General features: G+C 63.2%; 19 protein-coding genes. 9 read left to right on the top strand and 10 right to left on the bottom strand.

The window, feature by feature from the left end; translation table 11 throughout:
- Nucleotides 1-7 precede the first annotated feature (7 nt).
- The 3 genes from ACTXGA_RS04715 to ACTXGA_RS04705 form a co-directional block, all read right to left on the bottom strand.
- Nucleotides 8-946, bottom strand: a complete 939-nt coding sequence (locus ACTXGA_RS04715; RefSeq protein WP_443391974.1) for a TRAP transporter small permease subunit — start codon at nucleotides 944-946, stop codon at nucleotides 8-10.
- Between the two features lie 109 nt (nucleotides 947-1,055).
- A complete protein-coding gene (locus ACTXGA_RS04710) occupies nucleotides 1,056-2,144 on the bottom strand; it encodes a TRAP transporter substrate-binding protein (protein WP_443391973.1) in 1,089 nt (362 codons plus the stop codon).
- A gap of 188 nt (nucleotides 2,145-2,332) precedes the next feature.
- Entirely contained in the window at nucleotides 2,333-3,208 is an 876-nt protein-coding gene (locus tag ACTXGA_RS04705) for a LysR substrate-binding domain-containing protein (protein WP_443391972.1), read from the bottom strand.
- 97 nt (nucleotides 3,209-3,305) lie between these two features.
- Here ACTXGA_RS04705 and ACTXGA_RS04700 point away from each other — a divergent pair, with 97 nt between their 5' ends.
- From ACTXGA_RS04700 to ACTXGA_RS04690, 3 genes are read left to right on the top strand one after another with little or no spacing between them, the layout of a single operon-like run.
- Nucleotides 3,306-3,602 (top strand): DUF6552 family protein, encoded by a 297-nt coding sequence (locus ACTXGA_RS04700; RefSeq protein ID WP_443391971.1) that lies wholly within the window; start codon nucleotides 3,306-3,308, stop codon nucleotides 3,600-3,602.
- Between the two features lie 39 nt (nucleotides 3,603-3,641).
- The gene (locus tag ACTXGA_RS04695; RefSeq protein ID WP_443391970.1) at nucleotides 3,642-5,063 is read left to right on the top strand and encodes a cache domain-containing protein; all 1,422 of its coding nucleotides are present in this window, start codon (nucleotides 3,642-3,644) and stop codon (nucleotides 5,061-5,063) included.
- Nucleotides 5,060-5,701, top strand: a complete 642-nt coding sequence (locus ACTXGA_RS04690) for a response regulator transcription factor (RefSeq protein WP_443391969.1) — start codon at nucleotides 5,060-5,062, stop codon at nucleotides 5,699-5,701. Before ACTXGA_RS04695 ends, ACTXGA_RS04690 begins: the two co-directional genes overlap by 4 nt.
- Before the next feature lie 26 nt (nucleotides 5,702-5,727).
- Here the strand turns inward: ACTXGA_RS04690 and ACTXGA_RS04685 are convergent, their stop codons facing one another.
- The gene (locus ACTXGA_RS04685) at nucleotides 5,728-5,937 is read right to left on the bottom strand and encodes a hypothetical protein (RefSeq protein ID WP_443391968.1); all 210 of its coding nucleotides are present in this window, start codon (nucleotides 5,935-5,937) and stop codon (nucleotides 5,728-5,730) included.
- Nucleotides 5,938-6,418: 481 nt separating this feature from the next.
- Between ACTXGA_RS04685 and ACTXGA_RS04680 the strand changes: the two genes are divergently transcribed.
- Both ACTXGA_RS04680 and ilvN read left to right on the top strand, forming a co-directional pair.
- Complete coding sequence (locus tag ACTXGA_RS04680) at nucleotides 6,419-8,173, top strand: acetolactate synthase 3 large subunit (protein WP_443391967.1); 1,755 nt, start codon at nucleotides 6,419-6,421, stop codon at nucleotides 8,171-8,173.
- Between the two features lie 187 nt (nucleotides 8,174-8,360).
- Nucleotides 8,361-8,921, top strand: coding sequence for an acetolactate synthase small subunit (ilvN, locus tag ACTXGA_RS04675; RefSeq protein WP_443391966.1), 561 nt, complete (start codon nucleotides 8,361-8,363; stop codon nucleotides 8,919-8,921).
- A 197-nt stretch (nucleotides 8,922-9,118) separates the two neighbouring features.
- On the opposite strand, the gene ACTXGA_RS04670 is transcribed toward ilvN, so the two are convergent.
- The gene (locus ACTXGA_RS04670) at nucleotides 9,119-9,445 is read right to left on the bottom strand and encodes a hypothetical protein (RefSeq protein ID WP_443391965.1); all 327 of its coding nucleotides are present in this window, start codon (nucleotides 9,443-9,445) and stop codon (nucleotides 9,119-9,121) included.
- Between the two features lie 182 nt (nucleotides 9,446-9,627).
- Between ACTXGA_RS04670 and ACTXGA_RS04665 the strand changes: the two genes are divergently transcribed.
- From ACTXGA_RS04665 to ACTXGA_RS04655, 3 genes are all read left to right on the top strand, one after another.
- Nucleotides 9,628-10,494: a helix-turn-helix domain-containing protein gene (locus ACTXGA_RS04665; RefSeq protein ID WP_443391964.1), complete on the top strand. Its 867-nt coding sequence runs from the start codon at nucleotides 9,628-9,630 to the stop codon at nucleotides 10,492-10,494.
- Nucleotides 10,495-10,604: 110 nt separating this feature from the next.
- Nucleotides 10,605-11,765 carry an aromatic ring-hydroxylating oxygenase subunit alpha gene (locus ACTXGA_RS04660; protein ID WP_443391963.1) on the top strand — a complete coding sequence of 387 codons (1,161 nt, stop codon included), beginning with the start codon at nucleotides 10,605-10,607 and terminating at the stop codon, nucleotides 11,763-11,765.
- Complete coding sequence (locus ACTXGA_RS04655) at nucleotides 11,762-11,974, top strand: hypothetical protein (protein WP_443391962.1); 213 nt, start codon at nucleotides 11,762-11,764, stop codon at nucleotides 11,972-11,974. The genes ACTXGA_RS04660 and ACTXGA_RS04655 overlap by 4 nt, the downstream gene beginning before the upstream one ends.
- A gap of 16 nt (nucleotides 11,975-11,990) precedes the next feature.
- Here ACTXGA_RS04655 and ACTXGA_RS04650 read toward each other — a convergent pair whose 3' ends face one another.
- The 3 genes from ACTXGA_RS04650 to prfB form a co-directional block, all read right to left on the bottom strand.
- Entirely contained in the window at nucleotides 11,991-12,392 is a 402-nt protein-coding gene (locus ACTXGA_RS04650) for a c-type cytochrome (protein ID WP_443391961.1), read from the bottom strand.
- A gap of 123 nt (nucleotides 12,393-12,515) precedes the next feature.
- Nucleotides 12,516-13,319, bottom strand: a complete 804-nt coding sequence (locus tag ACTXGA_RS04645) for a DUF2189 domain-containing protein (RefSeq protein WP_443391960.1) — start codon at nucleotides 13,317-13,319, stop codon at nucleotides 12,516-12,518.
- A gap of 275 nt (nucleotides 13,320-13,594) precedes the next feature.
- Nucleotides 13,595-14,719, bottom strand: a complete 1,125-nt coding sequence (gene prfB / locus ACTXGA_RS04640; RefSeq protein WP_443391959.1) for a peptide chain release factor 2 — start codon at nucleotides 14,717-14,719, stop codon at nucleotides 13,595-13,597.
- Between the two features lie 79 nt (nucleotides 14,720-14,798).
- On the opposite strand from prfB, the gene ACTXGA_RS04635 reads away from it, so the two are divergent.
- Nucleotides 14,799-15,644 (top strand): aminoglycoside phosphotransferase family protein, encoded by an 846-nt coding sequence (locus ACTXGA_RS04635; protein ID WP_443391958.1) that lies wholly within the window; start codon nucleotides 14,799-14,801, stop codon nucleotides 15,642-15,644.
- On the opposite strand, the gene ACTXGA_RS04630 is transcribed toward ACTXGA_RS04635, so the two are convergent.
- Together ACTXGA_RS04630 and ACTXGA_RS04625 are read right to left on the bottom strand one after the other, a co-directional pair.
- Nucleotides 15,641-18,178 carry a penicillin-binding protein 1A gene (locus tag ACTXGA_RS04630; protein WP_443391957.1) on the bottom strand — a complete coding sequence of 846 codons (2,538 nt, stop codon included), beginning with the start codon at nucleotides 18,176-18,178 and terminating at the stop codon, nucleotides 15,641-15,643. The genes ACTXGA_RS04635 and ACTXGA_RS04630 overlap by 4 nt on opposite strands.
- A 104-nt stretch (nucleotides 18,179-18,282) precedes the next feature.
- Nucleotides 18,283-19,491 carry an N-acetylmuramoyl-L-alanine amidase gene (locus tag ACTXGA_RS04625; RefSeq protein ID WP_443391956.1) on the bottom strand — a complete coding sequence of 403 codons (1,209 nt, stop codon included), beginning with the start codon at nucleotides 19,489-19,491 and terminating at the stop codon, nucleotides 18,283-18,285.
- Nucleotides 19,492-19,699 lie beyond the last annotated feature (208 nt).

Genomic DNA, 19,699 nt, shown 5'->3' with positions numbered 1-19,699 from the left:
CGATCCCTCAGAATTCTGCGTGGTCGTAGGGCTCTTCGCCCTGTTCCAGCACGTCCTTGTCCAGATATTTGCCCTCGGACTCCGGCCCTTCCTTCCATTCGAGGAAGGAACGGTAGAAGAACGCCCAGGCGTGGATGAAGATCATGCCCACCATGATCACCATTAGGATCTTGAACAGGAAATACCCGGTAAAGCCGTTGGGGCTGAAGCCGATGGTCTCGACATTCCAGCGCAAGGCGCGCGCTTTCAGTTCCAGCCGGTCCAGCGGGTCGGAAGGCGACACCGGCGGCACGATCAGCGAACGCCACATGAAGAACCACGTGTACATCCAGACAAGGACGGCCATCGGGATCATGAAGATCATGCTGCCGATCATGTCGATCAGCCGCTTGGTACGAAAGCTGACGGCGGAATAGACCAGATCCACCCGGACGTGCCCGCCCTGGATGAAGGTGTAGACAAGGCAGAGCGTCACAACCATCGCGTTGTAAAGCTTCAGCTCCTCGGCATACCACGAGATGTCGAATTGCAGCGGCACACCAAGGCCAACAACGATGTCAGGCCGCGTAAAGATGCGCTGCATGAAGACGATGATGACCTGTTGCAAGACCATCAACAGACCCGCCCAGGCAAAGAACCGTCCGACCCAGTTGCCGAAGAATTCCAGCCCGATCACCACGTTCCACAGGAACTGGTTCTTCCACAGGCCGATCGCAAAGATCACGAGGAAGAAGGTGAAGGCGATAAAGAAGAACTCGATAGAGCCGCCATAGTAGACGAACCGCATGATCGCGGTCTTCTCGCTCCAGTCGAGCCAGCTCAGCGGATGCGTGATCGCATAGCCTAGGTTGTAGAATGCCAGGGCGAAGCTTTGCAGGATCCACAGGATCCCGTCGCCGATGGCGCTGAGGATCTGGCCGAAGCCCATAGCGCCTGTCTCGTCCATGATGTCCCCCGTTCGCCGCTATCCGCGGTCGTGGTTGTCGCGTGTCTCCCGCCACGCGTCGAAAGGCCCCTGCCATGCAGGGACCTTTCCTGGTTCAGATTTCCGGGGCTTAGCCGCCCAGCACGCGCACGCGCTGTTCGACGTAGTAGCCGTCCGATTTCTGGATCCACGATGCCGAAGTCGCCAGAGAAGTCTCGAACGAGTTGCGGATCTTGGCAAACAGTTCGTCGCCCATGTTCTCGTCCATGACCTTGGCCGAGGCGGTACCGAAGGCATCCCAGACGTCGTCCGGGAACTGCAGCGTCTTGACGCCCTGCGCCTGCAGACGCGCCAGAGCGGCGCCGTTGTTGGCCAGCGTTTCGGCCAGCTGGAAGTGCGTGGTCGCCATCGAGGCGTAGCGCAGGATCGCCTGCTGCTGCGCGGTCAGGTCGTTCCAGACGTCCAGGTTGACGTTGGCGGCCAGCGCCGAGCCCGGCTCGTGGAAACCGGCGGTGTAGTAGATCTTCGCCACTTCCTGGAAGCCTGCGCGTTCGTCGGCCATCGGGCCAACCCACTCCAGACCGTCCAGCGCGCCCGAGGACAGCGCCTGGTACAGTTCGCCGCCGGGGATGTTCTGGACCGATGCGCCCAGTTCGCCCAACACCTTGCCGCCCAGACCTGGCATACGGAACTTCAGACCGTTGAAGTCATCGGCCGAGTTGATCTCTTTCGAGAACCAACCACCCGACTGCGAGCCGGAGTTGCCGGCCAGCAGGCCCTTCATGTTGAAGATCAGGCCCAGCTCGTCGTGCAGCTCTTCGCCGCCGCCGTGGTAGTACCAGTTGGTCACTTCCTGCGCGGTGCCGCCGAACGGCACAGCGGTGAAATAGGCGTAACCCGGGTGCTGACCGATAAAGTAGTAGTCGGCCGAGTGATACATGTCCGCCTGCCCCGAGGACACGGCGTCAAAGACTTCCAGCGCGCCAACCAGTTCACCCGGCGCTTTCTTGTCGATGGTCAGCATGCCATCCGACATCTCACCGACCATCTTTTCAAGATAGCTGGCCGCGTCGTCCAGAACGGCAAAGCCGCGCGGCCACGAGGTGACCATCGTCAGCGTGCGCTTGCCTTGGGCATAGGCCGGTGCGGCCAGCGTCGAGGCGGCTGCGGCTGCGCCGGCACCCAGAGTCGAGTTACGAAGGAAAGAGCGACGATCCATTGAAATCCTCCCAGAATTTTTGTGTTGCGCGGGGCTCCCCACCTCGCGCGGATCGGTTTTCAGTGGTCGCACCCTAGGGCGGCATCCCGCGCAAAGAAATACCCACTGCTACGGAGGTGACGGTATATTTTCCGCTTCGGGGCATTTTTTCGTACACCTGCGGTAAGTTCCCGGACGCGTTCACGGGTTTACTCTAGGTCACGCGATTCGCGTTCGGCTGCCGCCGCGAGCCAGTCAAAAACGGTGCGTCTGGCCGGATCGGCCAGATCCTCGCGCGGGCAAATCGCGAAATAGTTCTGCGACGTGTCCAACGCGCCCGGAACCGCCTGCACCAACCGCCCTTGCTGCATGTCGCGCGCAACCAGAAACGGGCTGATCAGCGCGACCCCCTGCCCGGCCATGGCGGCCTCGATCGCCAGGGTGCTCTGACTGAACCGGGTGCCCGGCAGATGATCCGGTCTGGGCAGGCCCATGACGACCTCCAGAAAATCTGGCCAGACGTCCAGCGTATGATGCAGCAGCCGTCGACCCTGCACGCCTTCCCCCGGCAAGTCTGGCGCACAGACCGCGATGACGTCACCGGAAAACAGCGTTTGCACCGCCAGTCCGGCAGAGGCTTTCGGCGTGCCATATCGCACCGATATGTCCACGCCATCCGCGCGAAACTGCGAATAGGCTTCGGTCGCAAGGACACGCAGATTGATCTCGGGATGCTGCGCGTTGAAGTCCGGCATGTTGGGGATCAGCCATTTGGACGCAAAGGACGGCGTGACAGAGATGGTGATGCTGCGCGCTCCCGGGCGCAGGTCGCGCGTGGCGCTTTCCATCATGCGAAAGGCGCGCGCGATCTGGTCGTGATAGTGTCGCCCGTCCTCGGTCAGGCGCAGCCCCCGTGCGTGCCGTTCGAACAGCCGCAGCCCCAGCCGCGCCTCCATACCGCGCACATGCTGCGCCACCGCGCCTTGCGTAACCCGCAATTCCTGTGCGGCGGCGGCAAAGCTCAGATGTCGCCCCGCCGCATCAAAGGCGCGCAGGGCATTCAGCGGTGGCAGTCGTTCAGCCAATAGTTTTCCTATCGTATTGATGTAGTCGTTCTGGCCTGTTCGATACCCATTATGTCCAATATTTGTTGATGAAACCACCCGTGAAAGGACTTCGGACATGGCTGCAGTAGAATTGATGACACCCAAGACCGACGGCTCCGCACCTACAGGGATGCACCCAGCGCCGCGTCAGGCCGGGGTCATGGTCGATACCGTCAAATGGGGGGCCTCCATCGCCCAGATCGGCGGATATACCGCAACCGGCTTCGGCTTCACCACATGGGCCCTGCCCTTCTTTGCGGTTGGCCTTCTGGGCTGGCTGGCGGTGGGCTTTGCCTGGCGCGACAAGGCCATCGTCCTGATCCACCTTGTTGCCATGGCGGCGATGCTGACAGGGCTCGCCACACGCGGCTGAGGCTTTTCAAGCGCGCGCCTGTCTGCTTTGCTGTCAGACATGCGCCGTTTCATCTCGCGCCTCCGTCCATCCTACCGACAGAAGCTCTTCCTTCTGGCGACGGTCCCGCTCGTGCTTGCGGTCTCGGCCATTGCGCTGCTGGTGGCCCACCAGTCGCGCAACATGGCCGAGCAGGAGATCCGGCAACTGGAAACCCAGCTGATCGAGGCCAAGAAACGCGAATTGCGCAACTACGTCACGCAGGCGCGCAACGGTTTCTACTTCATCTACGGCTCCGCCGCGCCCGATGACGAGGCCGCCAAACAGCAGGTCATGCAGATCCTTGCCGCGATGATCTACGGCGAAGAGGGGTTCTTCTTCGTCTATGACTATGACGGGGTGAACCTCGTCTCGCCCCGTCAGACCGACCTGATCAACCAGAACCAGTGGGACCTGACCGATGCCGAGGGTCACCATGTCGTGCGCGACTTCATCGAAACCGCCCGTCAGGGCGCGGGATATGTCGATCACCTCTGGCCCAAACCCTCGACGGGCGAAGACGCGCGGATGATCACCTATGTCACCTCCTTTCCGTCGTGGCGGTGGGCGGTGGGCACCGGCGTCTTCATCGACGATATCCTTGCCAGCGTCGCCGCCTCCCGGGCCGAGGTCGAGGCCAAGGTCAGGCGCACCTTCATCTATATCGGGGCGATCACGCTGGCCGCCCTGCTGCTGGTGTTTTTCTCCGGCCTCGTTCTGAACATCCGGGAACGCCGCCTTGCGGACGCCAAGCTGCGCGAACTGACGCAACGTGTTCTGGACGCACAGGAAGAGGAACGTGGCCGCGTGGCCCGCGAATTGCACGACAGCATCAGCCAGATCCTTGTCGGTGTGAAATACGCGCTGGACATCGCCCGCCGCCGTGTGGCCTCGGGCGATCCGCGCGCTTCGGACACGCTGGAAAAAGGCGCGCACAACCTTGGACAGGCCATTCAGGAGGTGCGCCGGATCAGCCGCGACCTGCGCCCTGGCGTTCTGGACGATCTGGGCCTTGGTCCGGCCATCAAGACGCTGGCCGATGATTTCCGCACCCGCACCGGGATCGAAACCGAATTCAGCACCGTGGTGTTCCGCAACCGTCTGGATCAGGACAGCAAGATCGCCCTCTACCGCATCGCGCAGGAGGCGCTGACCAATATCGAACGCCATTCCGGCGCCAGCTATGTGGGCATCGACCTGCGCGGACACCGCTCCGGCGCGACCCTGCGCATCGCTGACAACGGGCGCGGCTTGCAGAAACAGGCCCCCGCACCGGGCATCGGGCTGCGCAACATGCAGGAACGGATGGATCAGCTGGGCGGCACCCTGCGCGTCTTGTCCTCTCGGGATGGCACCGTTATCGAGGCGCAGGTACCGCTGACGCACCTGCTGCCGCCCGAACAGGGCGCCGCCGCCCCAAAGCAACCAAAGGCCCGCGCATGACCAAAGCCACCCGCGTTGTCGTCGTGGACGACCACCCGATGGTCGCCGAAGGGATCGAGGCGATCCTTGAAAGCTATGAGGACATCACCGTGCTGGCCACCCTGTCGGACGGCCAGACCATGATTAACCGGCTGGATGAGCTGTCACCGGATGTGATCCTGATGGACCTCAACATGCCGGGACTCGGCGGTCTGTCCGCGACGGAGATGATCCTTGAACGCAGGCCGGAAACGCGGGTGCTGATCCTGTCGATGCATGACACGCCCGAATACATCTCGACCGCGCTCAGCCACGGGGCCCGTGGCTATGTGCTGAAGGACGTGCCGACCGAAGAGATCAAGACCGCCATCGACACAGTGATGCAGGGCGGACGTTACCTGTGCACCGGGGCCGAAGGCGCGCTGGCCCCCGGTGGACAGGAACGGGAACAGTTGACGAACCGTGAGCAGATGGTCCTGTTGCAGCTTGCGCAGGGCAAGTCGAACAAGGAAGTGGCGGAAGCGCTGGATATTTCGGTGCGCACCGTTGAAACGCACCGCAAGAATATCCGCCGCAAACTTGGCGTCAGCAGTACCGCCGGTCTGATGCGCTATGCGCTGGAACACGGCGTGCTGCAGGGAACGGGCGCGAACCTCTGAAATAAGAGGCCGCGCGCCCTGCCCCGTCAAAGAGCGACGCCGACCTCTTCGGTGTCGCACTCATCCCAGAACTTGTAGACCATGGCGGGAATGACCCGCGCCTCCGGCGTCGCCGCCTCGGCCACGCCCGAGTCTGCATGGGGCACGCCGCCAAGGGCCGCCGCCAGTCCCATCAGCGCAACCAGCGCCACGGCCTTGCAGATCGTGAAATCACGGTAAAATACATTTTTCGGCATGACGAACTCCTCGCCTCCTTTGATCTCATGCACAGCATCGCCGAACGTCGTGCTCCTCACAACTCACGTTGCCGCGCGCAAATTTTGCAATCCGGTCCGGGATACAGGGGCTTTCCCGATCTGAACCGATCGGTTCAACTGTGGCAGAGCGTCCCGGCCACGTCCATCACAGTTATGCGCATGGCTGCACAACCTTTCTGCATGGATCGGCACCTGCGGCGCGCGCAATAATCTTGCGGCAACATCCCGGCAAAATGATATTTGCTTTCTTGCGGATCAGCGGTTGACGCATCCTTTCATCGGCCATAGTGTCCCCGCGCGACGTAAAGGAGCCTCGGGCATGTCCACGCTAGTGGTAATTGTAGGAACAAGGCGCATGGGCCGTTAAGTCGGAACCCTTCTAGGACCCCATGCGCCCCCGATTGACCCTCGGGGGCTTTTTTGTGCGCATAAATAGAGTGTCGTGAACGGAGAAACAGCGATGACACGTCAGATGACCGGAGCGAAAATGGTGGTTCAGGCCCTTAAGGATCAGGGCGTGGACACGGTATTCGGCTACCCCGGCGGCGCTGTACTACCGATTTACGATGAGGTTTTTCAGCAAAACGACATCCAGCACATCCTTGTCCGCCACGAACAGGGCGCGGTCCACGCGGCAGAGGGCTATGCCCGCGCCACGGGCAAGCCCGGCGTTGTCCTTGTGACGTCCGGCCCCGGCGCCACAAACGCCGTGACCGGCCTGACCGATGCGCTGATGGATTCGATCCCGATTGTCGTTCTGACCGGGCAGGTCCCGACCTTCATGATCGGCTCCGACGCCTTTCAGGAGGCGGACACCGTGGGCATCACCCGCCCCTGCACCAAGCACAACTGGCTGGTGAAGGATACCGCGCGCCTGTCGGCCACCATCCACGAGGCGTTTCACGTCGCCACCTCCGGCCGTCCCGGCCCGGTGCTGATCGACATCCCGAAGGACGTGCAGTTCGCCAGCGCGCAGTATCAGCCGATCCCCAAGACCTCGGTCAGCCACTACCAGCCGCAGGTCAAAGGCGACCGCGAGATGATCGAGGATCTGGTCGAGGCGATCGAGAACGCCGAGAAACCGGTGTTCTACACCGGCGGCGGCGTCATCAACTCCGGCCCCGCAGCCAGCCAACTGCTGCGCGAACTGGTCGAGGCCACCGGCTTTCCGATCACCTCGACGCTGATGGGCCTTGGCGCCTATCCGGCATCGGGCCGTCACTGGCTGGGAATGCTGGGGATGCATGGTCTCTATGAGGCCAACCTTGCGATGCACGGCTGTGACCTGATGATCAACATCGGTGCGCGCTTCGACGACCGGATCACCGGCCGCATCGACGCCTTCAGCCCCAATTCGCACAAGGCGCATATCGACATCGATCCCTCGTCGATCAACAAAGTCATCAAGACCGACATCCCGATTGTCGGCGATGTGGCCCATGTGCTGGAAGACGTGCTGGCGCTGTGGAAATCGCGCGGCCGCAAGGTCAACCGCGAGGCGCTGGCCAAGTGGTGGGCGCAGATCGAGGGCTGGAAAAAGATCGACTGCCTCAAGTTCAAGCCTTCCGAAGGCACGATCAAGCCGCAGCACGCCCTCACCCGCCTTGAGGCGCTGACCAAGGACCGCGACCGCTATATCTGCACCGAGGTCGGCCAGCACCAGATGTGGGCCGCGCAGTACCTTGGCTTTGAGGATCCCAACCGCTGGATGACTTCCGGTGGTCTGGGCACCATGGGCTACGGCTTCCCGGCTTCGGTTGGCGTGCAAGTCGCGCACCCCGACGCGCTGGTGATCAACGTCGCTGGTGAGGCGTCGTGGCTGATGAACATGCAGGAAATGGGCACCGCGGTGCAGTACCGCCTGCCGGTCAAGCAGTTCATCCTGAACAACGAACGCCTCGGCATGGTGCGCCAGTGGCAGCAGTTGCTGCACGGTGAGCGGTATTCCCACTCCTGGTCCGAGGCGCTGCCCGATTTCGTCAAGCTGGCAGAGGCCTTTGGCGCCAAGGGCATCCTCTGCAAGGATCCGGCGGATCTCGACGATGCGATCATGGAAATGCTGGACTATGACGGCCCGGTGATCTTCGACTGCCTCGTGGAAAAGCACGAAAACTGCTTCCCCATGATCCCCTCGGGCGAGCCGCACAACAAGATGCTGCTGGGTGACGCCAAGGCCACCAATGCCATCGCTGGCAAGGGCGCGGTGCTGGTCTGATGCCGCACCTGCGTTCTGGCAAAACTTGCCAGCGCATTTCCGATCCGGGCGAGCATTTCGCCCGGGTCGCGTCCGGACCGGGCCGCCCACATGCGCCTGTTTCCGGGCTTCGGTTCGCCGCTCACATCGCATCGTGTTAACCCTGCCCCGCACAGGCAGCACCCATCCCATGATAAAGGGCCCGCTCATGTCCGCACTGAAGATCAAAAAAGGCTCGTCCAAGCATTCGGCCTACAACCTGCGTCCGAATTTCTCCGATGTGACCGAAACCCACACCATCGCCGTGCTGGTAGAGAACGAACCGGGCGTGCTGGCGAGGGTGATCGGGCTGTTCTCTGGCCGGGGCTACAACATCGACAGCCTGACCGTGGCCGAGGTTGACCACGAAGGCCACCTGAGCCGCATCACCATCGTCACCAGCGGCACGCCTCAGGTCATCGAACAGATCAAGGCGCAACTGGGCCGGATCGTGTCCGTGCGGGACGTGCATGACCTGACGGTCGAAGGAAAATCGGTTGAGCGGGAACTGGCGCTGCTCAAGGTCACCGGCTCTGGCGACAAACGGGTCGAGGCGCTGCGTCTGGCGGATATCTTCCGTGCCAATGTGGTCGACTCGACGCTGGAAAGCTTTGTCTTTCAGCTGACCGGGACACCGGACAAGATCGACGCCTTTGCTGAACTCATGCGCCCGCTTGGCCTGAGCGAAATTGCCCGGACGGGTGTCGCCGCGTTGGCCCGCGGCGCATAGAAAGACCGCGCTGGCCCGCGGCGCTTAAAAAGTTTCGCGCTGGCCCGCCGCGCCAAAGGCGGGCCGAACCGACCCTTGGCCAATTGCCCGGCCCGATCTCTTCCTGACAACGTGAGAAAGAAAAACAGGCGGCCCGGGGGGAGCCGCCTGTTCTTGTGTCTCGTGTGTTCCCTTCGGAACCCCGGTGCCTGCCTAAATCAGCAGGCGCGCCGGGCCTCGGGGAACTCCACGACAGTGCCTGCGCTGCTGCACTGGGGCGCAGGCTCTCGACACTTGCGTAGGTCGTGGACGATGCTGGGAGCATAGCCTGCGTCCACTCTGCGCAAATTTCGCGCCCGCCGCATATCCCGGTCTTCACGCAGTTCAAACTGGATCAGGTCACCCGCGTCCAGGTTCATGCCATCGTGAAGGTTTTGTTCACTTCCGGTGTAGTAGGCTAGATTACCGTGGTCCTCACACCAGATCACCGCCTTCCGGTCGTTGGCATCCGCCCAGAGAATAACGCCCAACATCTGATCCTGCATGAAACCACCCATCCTTGGTTGTAAGATGAAAGTGAACGAAACACTTACGACCCGATAGGTACTTTTTCAGCGTCGCCTTCTTGATTTTTGTGCCGTTAAACGCCAACCTTGTCGCCAATGAGCATCAGCCATGACGCCAAGTAGAGACAATCCATGACGCCACATCAGGTCAAACCCAAAAAATGCTGAATTTTGAGCGGGATTCACGACAGGAAGACGACACCATGACCGAGAAGGATGTCACAAAATCAAAGGTTCGTAGTCCAAGCCCGTCCGAATTACGCAGTATGCTTGGTGCGAATCTGCGGCAGCTGTCTCAGCGTGCGCCGTCGATTTCGGCTTTGTGTCGCGAATTGGGAATAAATCGTACGCAGTATAACCGCTATCTGGCCGGGGAAAGTTTTCCGCGTCCCGACGTATTGCACCGGATCTGCTCTTATTTCGATGTCGACGCACGTATCCTGCTGGAACCTGTGGCCGATATCACCGGCGATGACGCCAGCATCCTGCGCAATCCGGCCATCACCGAATACCTCGGCGGCGCCTCGCAACCGGTGCCAGAAGAGGCTCTGCCCTCCGGCTTCTACCGCTTCGCCCGGCGCAGCTTTTCCGATGAACAGATGTTCGTGCGCGGCCTGATCTACATCTTCCGCAACCGTGGCGGCACCTTCCTCAAGGGGTTCGAGGCCAAGGACGCCATGCGCCAGCAGGGCCTGCCCGTGGACCCGGAGCACCGCGAATTCCGCGGGGCGGTCATGCCGCAGGAAGACGGCGTTGCCGCGCTTGTCAGCCGCCGGGGCACAACCACCTCGACCTTCAATTACCTCGCGCGCATCCCGTCGTTCGAAAACAATTTCTGGGTCGGCTATGCCGCGCGCTCTGTCCGCGAAAATGTCGCCGGACGCCGGGTGGAACGCCTGGTTTATGAATACCTTGGCCGCGATATGTCCCATGTCCTGCCGGCCGCGCGCAGCGCCGGGTTCTGCACAGAGGCCGACCTGCTGCCCTACCAGCGTCAGCAGCTGAAGCCGAACCAGCCCTTCACCTGAGCGGCGCCGGTCAGGTCGCTGTGATGCAAACCGGGGTCGGAATTTGCCCCGACAGGAGGCGGCGCAGACGGTAGGGGATGGGAAACCCACCCCAGCATAAGGCCCGCGCCATGACCGTTCAGCCGACCGATCTCGCCAATGTCCGCCGTCCCGTCGCCGAAGCGAACGGCCTGCCGAACGCCCATTACATCGATCCCGCCGTCTTCGCCGAAGAGCGTGAAGCCCTGATGTTCGGCCAATGGGCCGGGCTCGCTGTGGCCGCCGACGTGCCGGAACCGGGCGACGCCAAACCCATCGACTTTCTCGGCATGCCGCTGCTCTTGCTGCGCGGGCGCGACGGCTCCGTCCGGGTGTTCCAGAACATCTGCCGCCATCGCGGCATGATCCTCGTCGAAGAGCCGCGCAAGATCGAAGGCGCGATCCGCTGCCCCTATCATTCATGGTGCTACGGCACCGATGGCCGTCTTGTCAGCACCCCGCATGTCGGCGGCCCCGGTCACAACACCCATGACGCCATCGACCGCAACACGCTGGGCCTGATCGAGGTGCGCAGCCACATCTGGCGCGACGTGGTCTGGATCAACGTCTCGGGCGATGCACCGGCGTTTCAGGACGCCATGGCCGACGTGATCCAACGCTGGGCCGAATTCGACAAACCGCTCTACCACGGCGGATCCGACAGCGTGCTCACCCTTGAGGTGCAGACCAACTGGAAGCTCGCGGTGGAAAACTACTGCGAGAGCTACCACCTGCCCTGGGTCCATCCCGGCCTGAACTCCTACTCCCGGCTTGAGGATCACTACAACATCGAACAGCCCGGCGCCTATTCCGGTCAGGGCACGCTGGTCTACCGTCAGGTCAAGAACGAAAACGAAGAGCCCTTCCCCGATTTCGAAGGCCTCTCGGACAAGTGGGACACCGCCGCCGAATACATCGCCGTCTATCCCAACGTCCTCCTGGGCGCGCACCGCGACCACGCCTTTGCCATCATCCTGCTGCCCGAAGGCCCCGGCAAGACGGTGGAACACATCCACCTCTTCTACGCCCAGCCCCAGACCGACAGCGGCCTGCGCCAGCGCAACACGCAGCTCTGGAAAACCGTGTTCGAAGAGGACATCTTCGTGGTCGAGGGCATGCAGCGCGGCCGCTATGCCTCGGGCTTCGACGGCGGGCGCTTTTCTCCCGCGATGGACAGCCCCACGCATTGCTTCCACGATTGGGTGGCCGAACAGGTCATGGCCCACCGCGCCCCCGCTCAGGCGGCCGAGTGAGCAGGCTGGACGACAGGCTGCTCCGCGCGCATGCGCGGGACGACCGCCGCGCGCTGGTGGATCTCTACACGCAGGCAGCGGATCAGGTGAACGACCTCGACGCCGCCTGCTTCTTCCTGACCCATGCCTATGTCTTTGCGCTCGAACTGGGCGATGCCCGGGCCTCCGCCCTGCATGCCCGCCTCAAGGCCGAGGGGCGCGAGGCCTGACCCCGCGCCCCACCCCTTATTTCTGCAGCGTTTCCAGATAATAGGCGATCGACAACACCTTGCCGCGGCCATAGACCACCTCGGCCTCCGGCATCCCGTTGCCGACCTCCGCGGCAAACAGCCCGCCATAGACCGGCATCGGCACCCCGTGCCCACGCACATCCGTGCGCCCGTCGATCACGTTGACCACCTCCAGCATCGGGAAAACGCCGTCATTGTTGGCCGAAAGCTGGGTCAGATCCGGAACCTTGTTCAGGATCATCTCCACCATCGGCCCATCGCCCGCCCCCTCCAGCCCGTGGCAGGTGGCACAATACTGATCGTAATAGGCCTTGCCATGGCCTGTTTCCTCTGCCGCCACGGCGGTGACGGTCAGCGCGGTCACAACCAGCGCCAGCTTCGCGGATTTCAGATTCATTTTCCCCTCCAGAAACAAACTGTCCAACGCAGCCCGCCCCGCTCATCAAGACGGACGACAAGACATATATCGCATGCGGAATGTCTGGACGCGTTGACCTAGGTCATGTTGGCATTCGGGGGGTCAGGCCGTCACATGGGCGCCCGCGTCATGCGCCGTCCCATAGGCCAGCATGTCGTAAAGATGCCAGGTGGCATGCCCCAACAGCGGCAGCGACAGGAACAGCCCAAGGAACCCGGGCAACATCGACACAAAGGTAAAGACCGCGATGAACGCGGCCCAGCCCAGCATCTGCACCGGATGGGCCTGCACATATTGGAAAGAGGTGATCATGCCGGTCACGAAATCGATCTCCCGGTCCAGCAACAGCGGCAGCGACAGCACCGTGATCATGTATAGAAGCGTGGCGAACCCCGCCCCCACCGCCGTGCCGACCGCCAGCATCGTCAACCCGTTGGCGCTGAGATAGACCTCGTAGCTGCTCGACACATTGGTCATGGTCGACAGCCCAAGGAACAGCGCAAAGATCATGTGGGCCAGAAAGAACCAGAACAGAAAGATCACGATGATCACCGCGCTGAGCGAAGGCAACTGCCGCGCCGATTGCCGCCAGATCACGGAAAAGATCTGCATCCAGTCCAGCGCCCTGCCCTGTTCGATCCGCCGGCTGACGTCGTAAAATCCCACCGCCGCAAATGGCGCGATCAGGGGAAAGCCGATCGCCGCAAACACCAGCCAGTAACTCTGGCCGGTCACCCAGGTCAGCCAGACCATGAACCAGCCGCCCAGCACGTAAACCCCGGAAAACACCAGCGCAAATCCCGGCGCCTGCCGCATGTCACGCCATCCACGCCGCAGCGCCTCTTTCAGGATGGACGGGTCCACGGCGCCAAGCGCGGGCACACCCGGTTTGGGGGTATCGGGCATGGGTCCTCCTCCTCGGCGCCGAGCCTTGATGCTGTATTCACTAAACCTGATATGTCGCGCGCCCGTCAACCGCGCTCGTGCCGCAGGCAGCGCCATCCAGTCACGCGGACAAACAAATGGCCCGGCCCCTGCTTCTTTGGGCTGAGAAATACCTTGGGGGTGAATGCGCGGCACGCGCAGAGGGGGCAAAGCCCCCCGCCTTTCCACGACCCCAACACGCGCCCTGACCGCAATCCGCCGTAGGGCGGGGTTCACCCCGCCGCCGCGGCCCCCGGTCAGTCCTCGTTGCGCGCGTCGGCCCGGCTCTTGCCCGCCACGTTCATGGCAAGCGTGGCCGCCATGAAGGGGTCCAGATCGCCGTCCAGAACGCCCGAGGTATCAGCGGTCTCGTAGTTGGTGCGCAGGTCCTTCACCATCTGGTAGGGCTGCAGGACATAAGACCGGATCTGGTTGCCCCAGCCCGCATCGCCCTTGGCTTCGTGCAGGGCGTTGACCTCGGCGTTCCGCTTGTCCAGTTCCAACTGGTAGAGGCGCGATTTCAGGGCCTTCATGGCGATATCGCGGTTCTGGTGCTGCGACTTTTCCGAACTGGTCACAACAATCCCGGTGGGCGCGTGGGTGATCCGCACGGCAGAGTCGGTGGTGTTCACGTGCTGACCGCCCGCGCCCGAGGACCGGAAGGTATCGATGCGGATATCGGCCGGGTTCACCTCGATCTCGATATTGTCATCGATCACCGGATAGGCGCCCACAGCCGCAAAGCTGGTCTCGCGCGTGCCCTTGCCAAAGGGCGAAATCCGCACCAGCCGGTGCGTTCCGCTCTCCGACTTCAGCCAGCCATAGGCGTTCGGCCCCTTGATCTGGTAGGTGGCGGATTTGATGCCCGCCTCGGCCCCGGCCTGCTCTTCCTGCAGATCAACCTCAAAGCCGCGCTTTTCGGCCCAGCGGACATACATCCGCGCCAGCATGTTGGCCCAGTCGCAGGCCTCGGTGCCGCCCGCGCCCGCCTTGATCTCCAGAAAGGCGTCATTGCCGTCGGTCTCGCCGTTCAGCAGCGCCTCAAGCTCCTTCTTGGCGGCCTTGTCCACCAGACCGGCAATGACGGCTTCCGCCTCCGCCACCACGTCCTGATCGTCTTCCATCTCGCCCAGTTCGATCAGTTCGATCTGATCGGCAAGATCCTGTTTCATCGCGCCATAGGTTTCCATCGCGTCGACCAGCTGCTGACGCTCGCGCATCAGCTTCTGCGCCGCCGCAGGATCGTCCCACAGGTTGGGATCCTCGACACGGGCGTTGAATTCTTCCAGCCGGTGCGGGGCGGTCTCCCAATCCATCCGCTGCGCCAGAAGTTCGAGCGACTTCTCGATCTTTTCGATGTGGTTCTGGGTCTCTGCGCGCATGATATACGGGTCCTGTTGCGGTCCTCTTGGGTGATGCGTGATAGCAAGGGTCAGGCGAACGGGCAAGGCAGGGAGCCGGATGGATAGACGATTGCAGGAAGTCCTGACAGACTTCGGATTGAGCGCCCCTGAACCCTTTGCCGAAACAGCAATCGCCGCGCTCTGGACCGCACGGAATCGCACCGGGGAACGCTGCGTGGTCAAACTCTATCACGCAGGCACTTTCGGAAATGAGGCAACCGGGGTCAGCCTGATGCGCGCCTGGGCGGACTCCGGCGCCTGTGTGCATGTTCTGGCCACCCTGGACGACGCGCTCCTGATGCCCTTCCTCGAAGGGCCGCAGCTGGGCGCGCGCAGCCGTGCGGGCGACGACGTGACGGCCTGCGCGGATCTCGGACGCTTGGCGGCGCGGCTGCATCGCGCGCCGCTGCCTGCGCTGTCGGGTTTGCCCGGGCTCGATACCTGGTTTCAGGCGCTTTTTGCCCTGCGTTTCGCGCCAGCCTGCAAGGCACCGCTGAAGCGCGCCATGGGCCGCGCCGCCGGTCTGGCACGGGATCTGCTGGCCGAGGCGGCCGAGCCGCGCCCGCTGCATGGGGATCTGCACCACGATAATGTCATCGAAACCGCCCAAGGGCCGATTGCCATCGACGCCAAAGGTGTTTGGGGCGATCCGGCCTTTGAACTGGCCAATGCCCTACGCAATCCCAAGGGCTGTGGGGAACGCCTGCGCGATGCGGACCATATGCGCGCAAGACTGCAGGTGATGGCAGAGCAATCGGGCACCTGTCCTGCCCGGCTCGCCCGCTGGGGCGCCGCGAAATCTGCCTTGTCCATCGCCTGGCGCAGTGGCGGCCTGCTGGAGCAGGACGCCGAGGGTGATCTGCTGGCCCTGCTGATCACGATCGCCGAGACGCCGTCGCCTTAGTACAGCCCGCCCGAGGACAGCGTCCCGAAGCCCGCCTTTGGCCCCACGATGGCCTTGTCCCCGGTCGAGGTGGTGACTTCCTTGGCCACGGTCGACCCATCCGGCCGGATCAGGTCAAAACTGCCAGAGATCGCAAAGCCGCCGTCGAACATCACGCCGAAGATCGGCTCTTCCCCGGTGCGGAAACACTCGGACACCACGTTGCCGCCGCTGGCGCCACTGTCCAGACGCGCGCCGGTAAAGCGGTCGATCTTGATGAAGTTGCAATCCTCCGGCACCTTGAACGGCCCGCCGCCGTATTTCTTGACCGCCTCGCGCATGAACTCGGTGAACACCGGCCCGCACATGCCGCCACCAGAGGCCCCGCGCCCCAGCGACCGGGGCGTGTCATAGCCGATGTAGCAACCCGCCACGATGTTCGAGGTAAAGCCCACGAACCACACATCCTTGGCGTCGTTCGTCGTACCGGTCTTGCCCGCCGTCGGCACGCTCAGGTTCACCGAACTGCGCGCCGTGCCGCGCTGCACCACCCCCTGCATCATCGAGGTCAGCTGATAGGCGGTCACCGGGTCCATCACCCGCTCGCGTTCGTCGACGATCCGGGGCGATTTGCCCGGGGCCAGGTTGGGATTGCCGCAATCCACGCAGACCCGCTTGTTCCCCAGCGCGGCCTCGTGGCTGTAGACGGTCGCGCCGTAACGGTCCTGCACCCGGTCCACCAGCGTCGGCTGCACCCGTTCGCCGCCATTGGCGAACATCGCATAGGCGGCCACCATCTTGAACAGAGTCGTCTCATCCGCGCCCAGCGAGTTGGCAAGCCCCTGCCCCATCCGCTCATAGACGCCGAATTTCTCGGCGTAGCTGGCGACGATATCCATGCCGACTTCCTGCGCCAGACGAATGGTCATCAGGTTTCGCGACTGTTCGATCCCCGTCCGCAGCGGCGTCGGCCCGTAAAACTGGTTCGAGGCGTTCTTGGGCCGCCAGACCTCGTTCCCCGACCGGATCTCGATCGGGGCGTCCACCACGATCGTCGCGGGCGTATAGCCCGAATCCAGCGCCGAGGCATAGACGAACGGCTTGAAGCTGGAGCCCGGCTGACGCTGCGCCTGCGTGGCGCGGTTGAACACCGAATGCTGATAGCTGAACCCGCCCTGCATGGCGATCACACGGCCGGTATGGGCGTCCATCGCCATGAAACCGCCCTGCACTTCGGGCACCTGCCGCAGCGACCAGCGGATAAAGGCGCCATCGCTGTCCTGCGTGATCTGGCGCACATGCACCACATCGCCGGGTTTGAAATTGTCCTGCAGGCTGCCCTTGAACCAATCGGTGTCCGACCGCGGCAGGCTCATGCCGCGCGGATCGTCCAGCGGCACATCCTCGATGCCCAGCAGCAGCGAGTTGTCGCGCACCTCGCGCACCACCGCCACATGCCACGGATTGCCCAGCACCACGTCGCGCGCCACGCGCACGTTCGACAGCGCTTCGCGCCACTTGGCCTCGTCGCTCAGGGTGGAGGCGTCGATCTTCTTGCCGGTGCCGCGCCAGCGGCCCAGCCCACGGTCATAGCGTTCCAGCGCCCGGCGCAGCGCCTGCGCCGCGTCTTCCTGCATTTCCGGGTCCAGCGTCGCGCGCACCGAATAGCCACCGGAAAAGAACTGTTCCTCGCCAAAGTCGCGCGACAGCTGGCGACGGATTTCATCGGTGAAATAGTCACGCGGCGGCAGCGCGGTCTTGTAGGTCTCGAAATCGCCGTTCTGGACCGACCGCAGCGGCAGCGCCACCTCGGTCTCATAGGTGGCCTTGTCGATGTAGCCGTTCTCGTACATCTCCTCGAGCACGAAGTTGCGGCGCTCCAGCAGGCGTTCCTTGCGGCGCACCGGGTGGAAATCGGACGGCGCCTTGGGCAACGATGCCAGCGTCGCCGCCTCATGCGGGGCCAGTTCGGCCAGCGTCTTGTTGAAATAGACCTGCGCCGCGGCGGTCACGCCATAGGCGTTCTGGCCAAGAAAGATCTCGTTCAGGTACAGCTCAAGGATCTTCTCCTTGCTCAACGCGCCTTCGACGCGGCTGGCAAGGATGATTTCCTTGATCTTGCGCTCTGCCTTGCGGTCGCCCGACAGCAAAAAGTTCTTCATCACCTGCTGCGTAATGGTCGAGGCCCCGCGCAGGTCGCGCCCGCCGGACTGCACCGCCTGCACACCCGCCGCCGCGATGCCGCGCAGGTCATAGCCTTGGTGCGAATAGAAATTCTTGTCCTCGGCAGAGATGAAGGCGTTCTTCACAAGGTCGGGGATCTGCGCCGCCGGCGTGAACAGCCGCCGTTCCTGCGCAAATTCGTCGATCACCTGTCCTTCGGTGGAATAGATCCGGCTGATCGTCGGCGGCGTGTATTGCGCCAGATGGTCATGGCTGGGCAGGTCGCGGCCATACATCCAGAACACCGCCCCGATGGTCAGGGCGATCATGGCGATCCCCATGGTGGCGACGGCAAAAATGCCTCCGAAGAAGGACATGATGAAACGCAGCACGCGCAGCTCCTGTGTCTTGGTTTGAGCGCCTCAATACAGATCAACCGCCTGCGGGTCAAAACACAACCGCGCGGGGTTTTGCCGATGGGCCAGTGCCTTGCGGGTTATTGCCGCCGCAGGCGCGCCAGCGCCGCATCTTCCAGCGCCCAGGCCCGGATTCCGTCGCGGACACCATCCGCCATCCCCGACCGCCAGACCGGATCCTGCAGGTTCTCAAGGTCCTGCGCCGTGGACAGAAAACCCAGTTCCAGCAGCACGGACGGGATGTCCGCCGATTTCAGCACCGAAAAGGCCGCCTGCCGCAGCGGGTCCTTGTGCACATGGCCCAGCGTGGCCTCGATCCCGCCCACCAGATGCTCGGCCAGCGCCTGACTGCGCGGCGTATTGTCCAGCCGGGCAAGGTCCATCAGGATATCGGCCACCCGGTCGTCCTGTCCCGACAGGTCCAGCCCGGCCAGCAGATCGTCCCGGTCGTGGCGTTCCGCCAGCGCGGCAGAGGCCGCATCGGTCGCCTCTTCGGCCAGCGTATAGACCGCCGCACCATGCGCCACGCCCTCCTGCAGCGCATCCGCATGCAGGGAAATGAACAGGTCCGCGCCCCGGTCATGGGCGATCTTCACCCGCCCTTCGAGAGAGACAAAGCGATCCTCGTCGCGTGTCAGGAACACCTGGTAATCGCCCGCCCGCAACAGCACCTCCCGCAACTCCTGCGCAAATTGCAGCATCAGGTCGGCCTCATCGATGCCGTCCCGCTGCGCCCCCGGATCGATGCCGCCATGTCCGGGGTCCAGCACGATCACCAGCGGCCCGTCCTCGGCCTTGGGCACGCGCCGCGCCACGGGCCGCGTCATGACCCAGCCGGGATCAGGCGGCAGGCCCGCGCTGGCGGCGAAACTTTCGGCGTCACTGCGCACCAGCCGCAGGCTCAGCTGCGCACCGCCCCCCTCCGGGTCGACCTTCAGCTCGGCAGTCTCGACCACCATCGGCTCGGCCAGTTCGGCCACCATCCGCGACCATCCCGGCCGCAGCAGTCCCATGCGCAGCGCGCTGATCCGGTCGCTCTGGTCGATTTCCTGCGGGTCCGCCCCCTGCCAGTCGACCTCGGCGAAATCCAGCACCAGCCGGTTCGGCTCCGTCAGGGTAAACGCCCGCCACGGTACGCCCTGCGACAGGCCAAGGCTGATTTCGGTGACGCCTTTGCGCCGGTCCTCGATCCGTCCGTCGGTCAGCCGCGCAAGGCCGCTGTTGTCCTGCGCCACGGTCGTGCCGGCCCAAAAAACGGCCAGCATCAGGATGGAAATGATTCTGCTCATGTGCCCCGGTTCCGGTGTTTTGCGCACCTTAGCAGCGGCGCAATCGGGACGCACGCACGGCCTGCACCACCGGCGATTTTTGTCTCTGACCGGCCTCGGTTCAACCGGGATTCTGCGGCCTCGGAAAGCGGTAAAAGGTTACGCAAAGGTAAAAACGCGCTCGTAACCCCTTGATCCTGCATTCCCCCTAAGCTGTCCACGCGTGGAC

Origin of the sequence: Antarctobacter jejuensis, from assembly GCF_052266595.1 — a bacterium.
Taxonomy (GTDB): domain Bacteria; phylum Pseudomonadota; class Alphaproteobacteria; order Rhodobacterales; family Rhodobacteraceae; genus Antarctobacter; species Antarctobacter jejuensis.
The sequence above is the reverse complement of the archived record's forward strand: the minus strand, read 5'-3'. Positions and strand labels throughout refer to the sequence as shown.

Coding starts and splice junctions, on each gene's coding strand:
- ACTXGA_RS04685 (WP_443391968.1), bottom strand. CDS start 5,937: ATGCCGAAAAATGTATTTTACCGTGATTTCACGATCTGCAAGGCCGTG.
- ACTXGA_RS04635 (WP_443391958.1), top strand. CDS start 14,799: ATGGATAGACGATTGCAGGAAGTCCTGACAGACTTCGGATTGAGCGCC.
- ACTXGA_RS04645 (WP_443391960.1), bottom strand. CDS start 13,319: ATGCCCGATACCCCCAAACCGGGTGTGCCCGCGCTTGGCGCCGTGGAC.
- ACTXGA_RS04710 (WP_443391973.1), bottom strand. CDS start 2,144: ATGGATCGTCGCTCTTTCCTTCGTAACTCGACTCTGGGTGCCGGCGCA.
- ACTXGA_RS04695 (WP_443391970.1), top strand. CDS start 3,642: ATGCGCCGTTTCATCTCGCGCCTCCGTCCATCCTACCGACAGAAGCTC.
- ACTXGA_RS04650 (WP_443391961.1), bottom strand. CDS start 12,392: ATGAATCTGAAATCCGCGAAGCTGGCGCTGGTTGTGACCGCGCTGACC.
- ilvN (WP_443391966.1), top strand. CDS start 8,361: ATGTCCGCACTGAAGATCAAAAAAGGCTCGTCCAAGCATTCGGCCTAC.
- ACTXGA_RS04715 (WP_443391974.1), bottom strand. CDS start 946: ATGGACGAGACAGGCGCTATGGGCTTCGGCCAGATCCTCAGCGCCATC.
- ACTXGA_RS04625 (WP_443391956.1), bottom strand. CDS start 19,491: ATGAGCAGAATCATTTCCATCCTGATGCTGGCCGTTTTTTGGGCCGGC.
- ACTXGA_RS04665 (WP_443391964.1), top strand. CDS start 9,628: ATGCTGAATTTTGAGCGGGATTCACGACAGGAAGACGACACCATGACC.
- ACTXGA_RS04670 (WP_443391965.1), bottom strand. CDS start 9,445: ATGCAGGATCAGATGTTGGGCGTTATTCTCTGGGCGGATGCCAACGAC.
- ACTXGA_RS04680 (WP_443391967.1), top strand. CDS start 6,419: ATGACACGTCAGATGACCGGAGCGAAAATGGTGGTTCAGGCCCTTAAG.
- prfB (WP_443391959.1), bottom strand. CDS start 14,719: ATGCGCGCAGAGACCCAGAACCACATCGAAAAGATCGAGAAGTCGCTC.
- ACTXGA_RS04660 (WP_443391963.1), top strand. CDS start 10,605: ATGACCGTTCAGCCGACCGATCTCGCCAATGTCCGCCGTCCCGTCGCC.
- ACTXGA_RS04700 (WP_443391971.1), top strand. CDS start 3,306: ATGGCTGCAGTAGAATTGATGACACCCAAGACCGACGGCTCCGCACCT.
- ACTXGA_RS04690 (WP_443391969.1), top strand. CDS start 5,060: ATGACCAAAGCCACCCGCGTTGTCGTCGTGGACGACCACCCGATGGTC.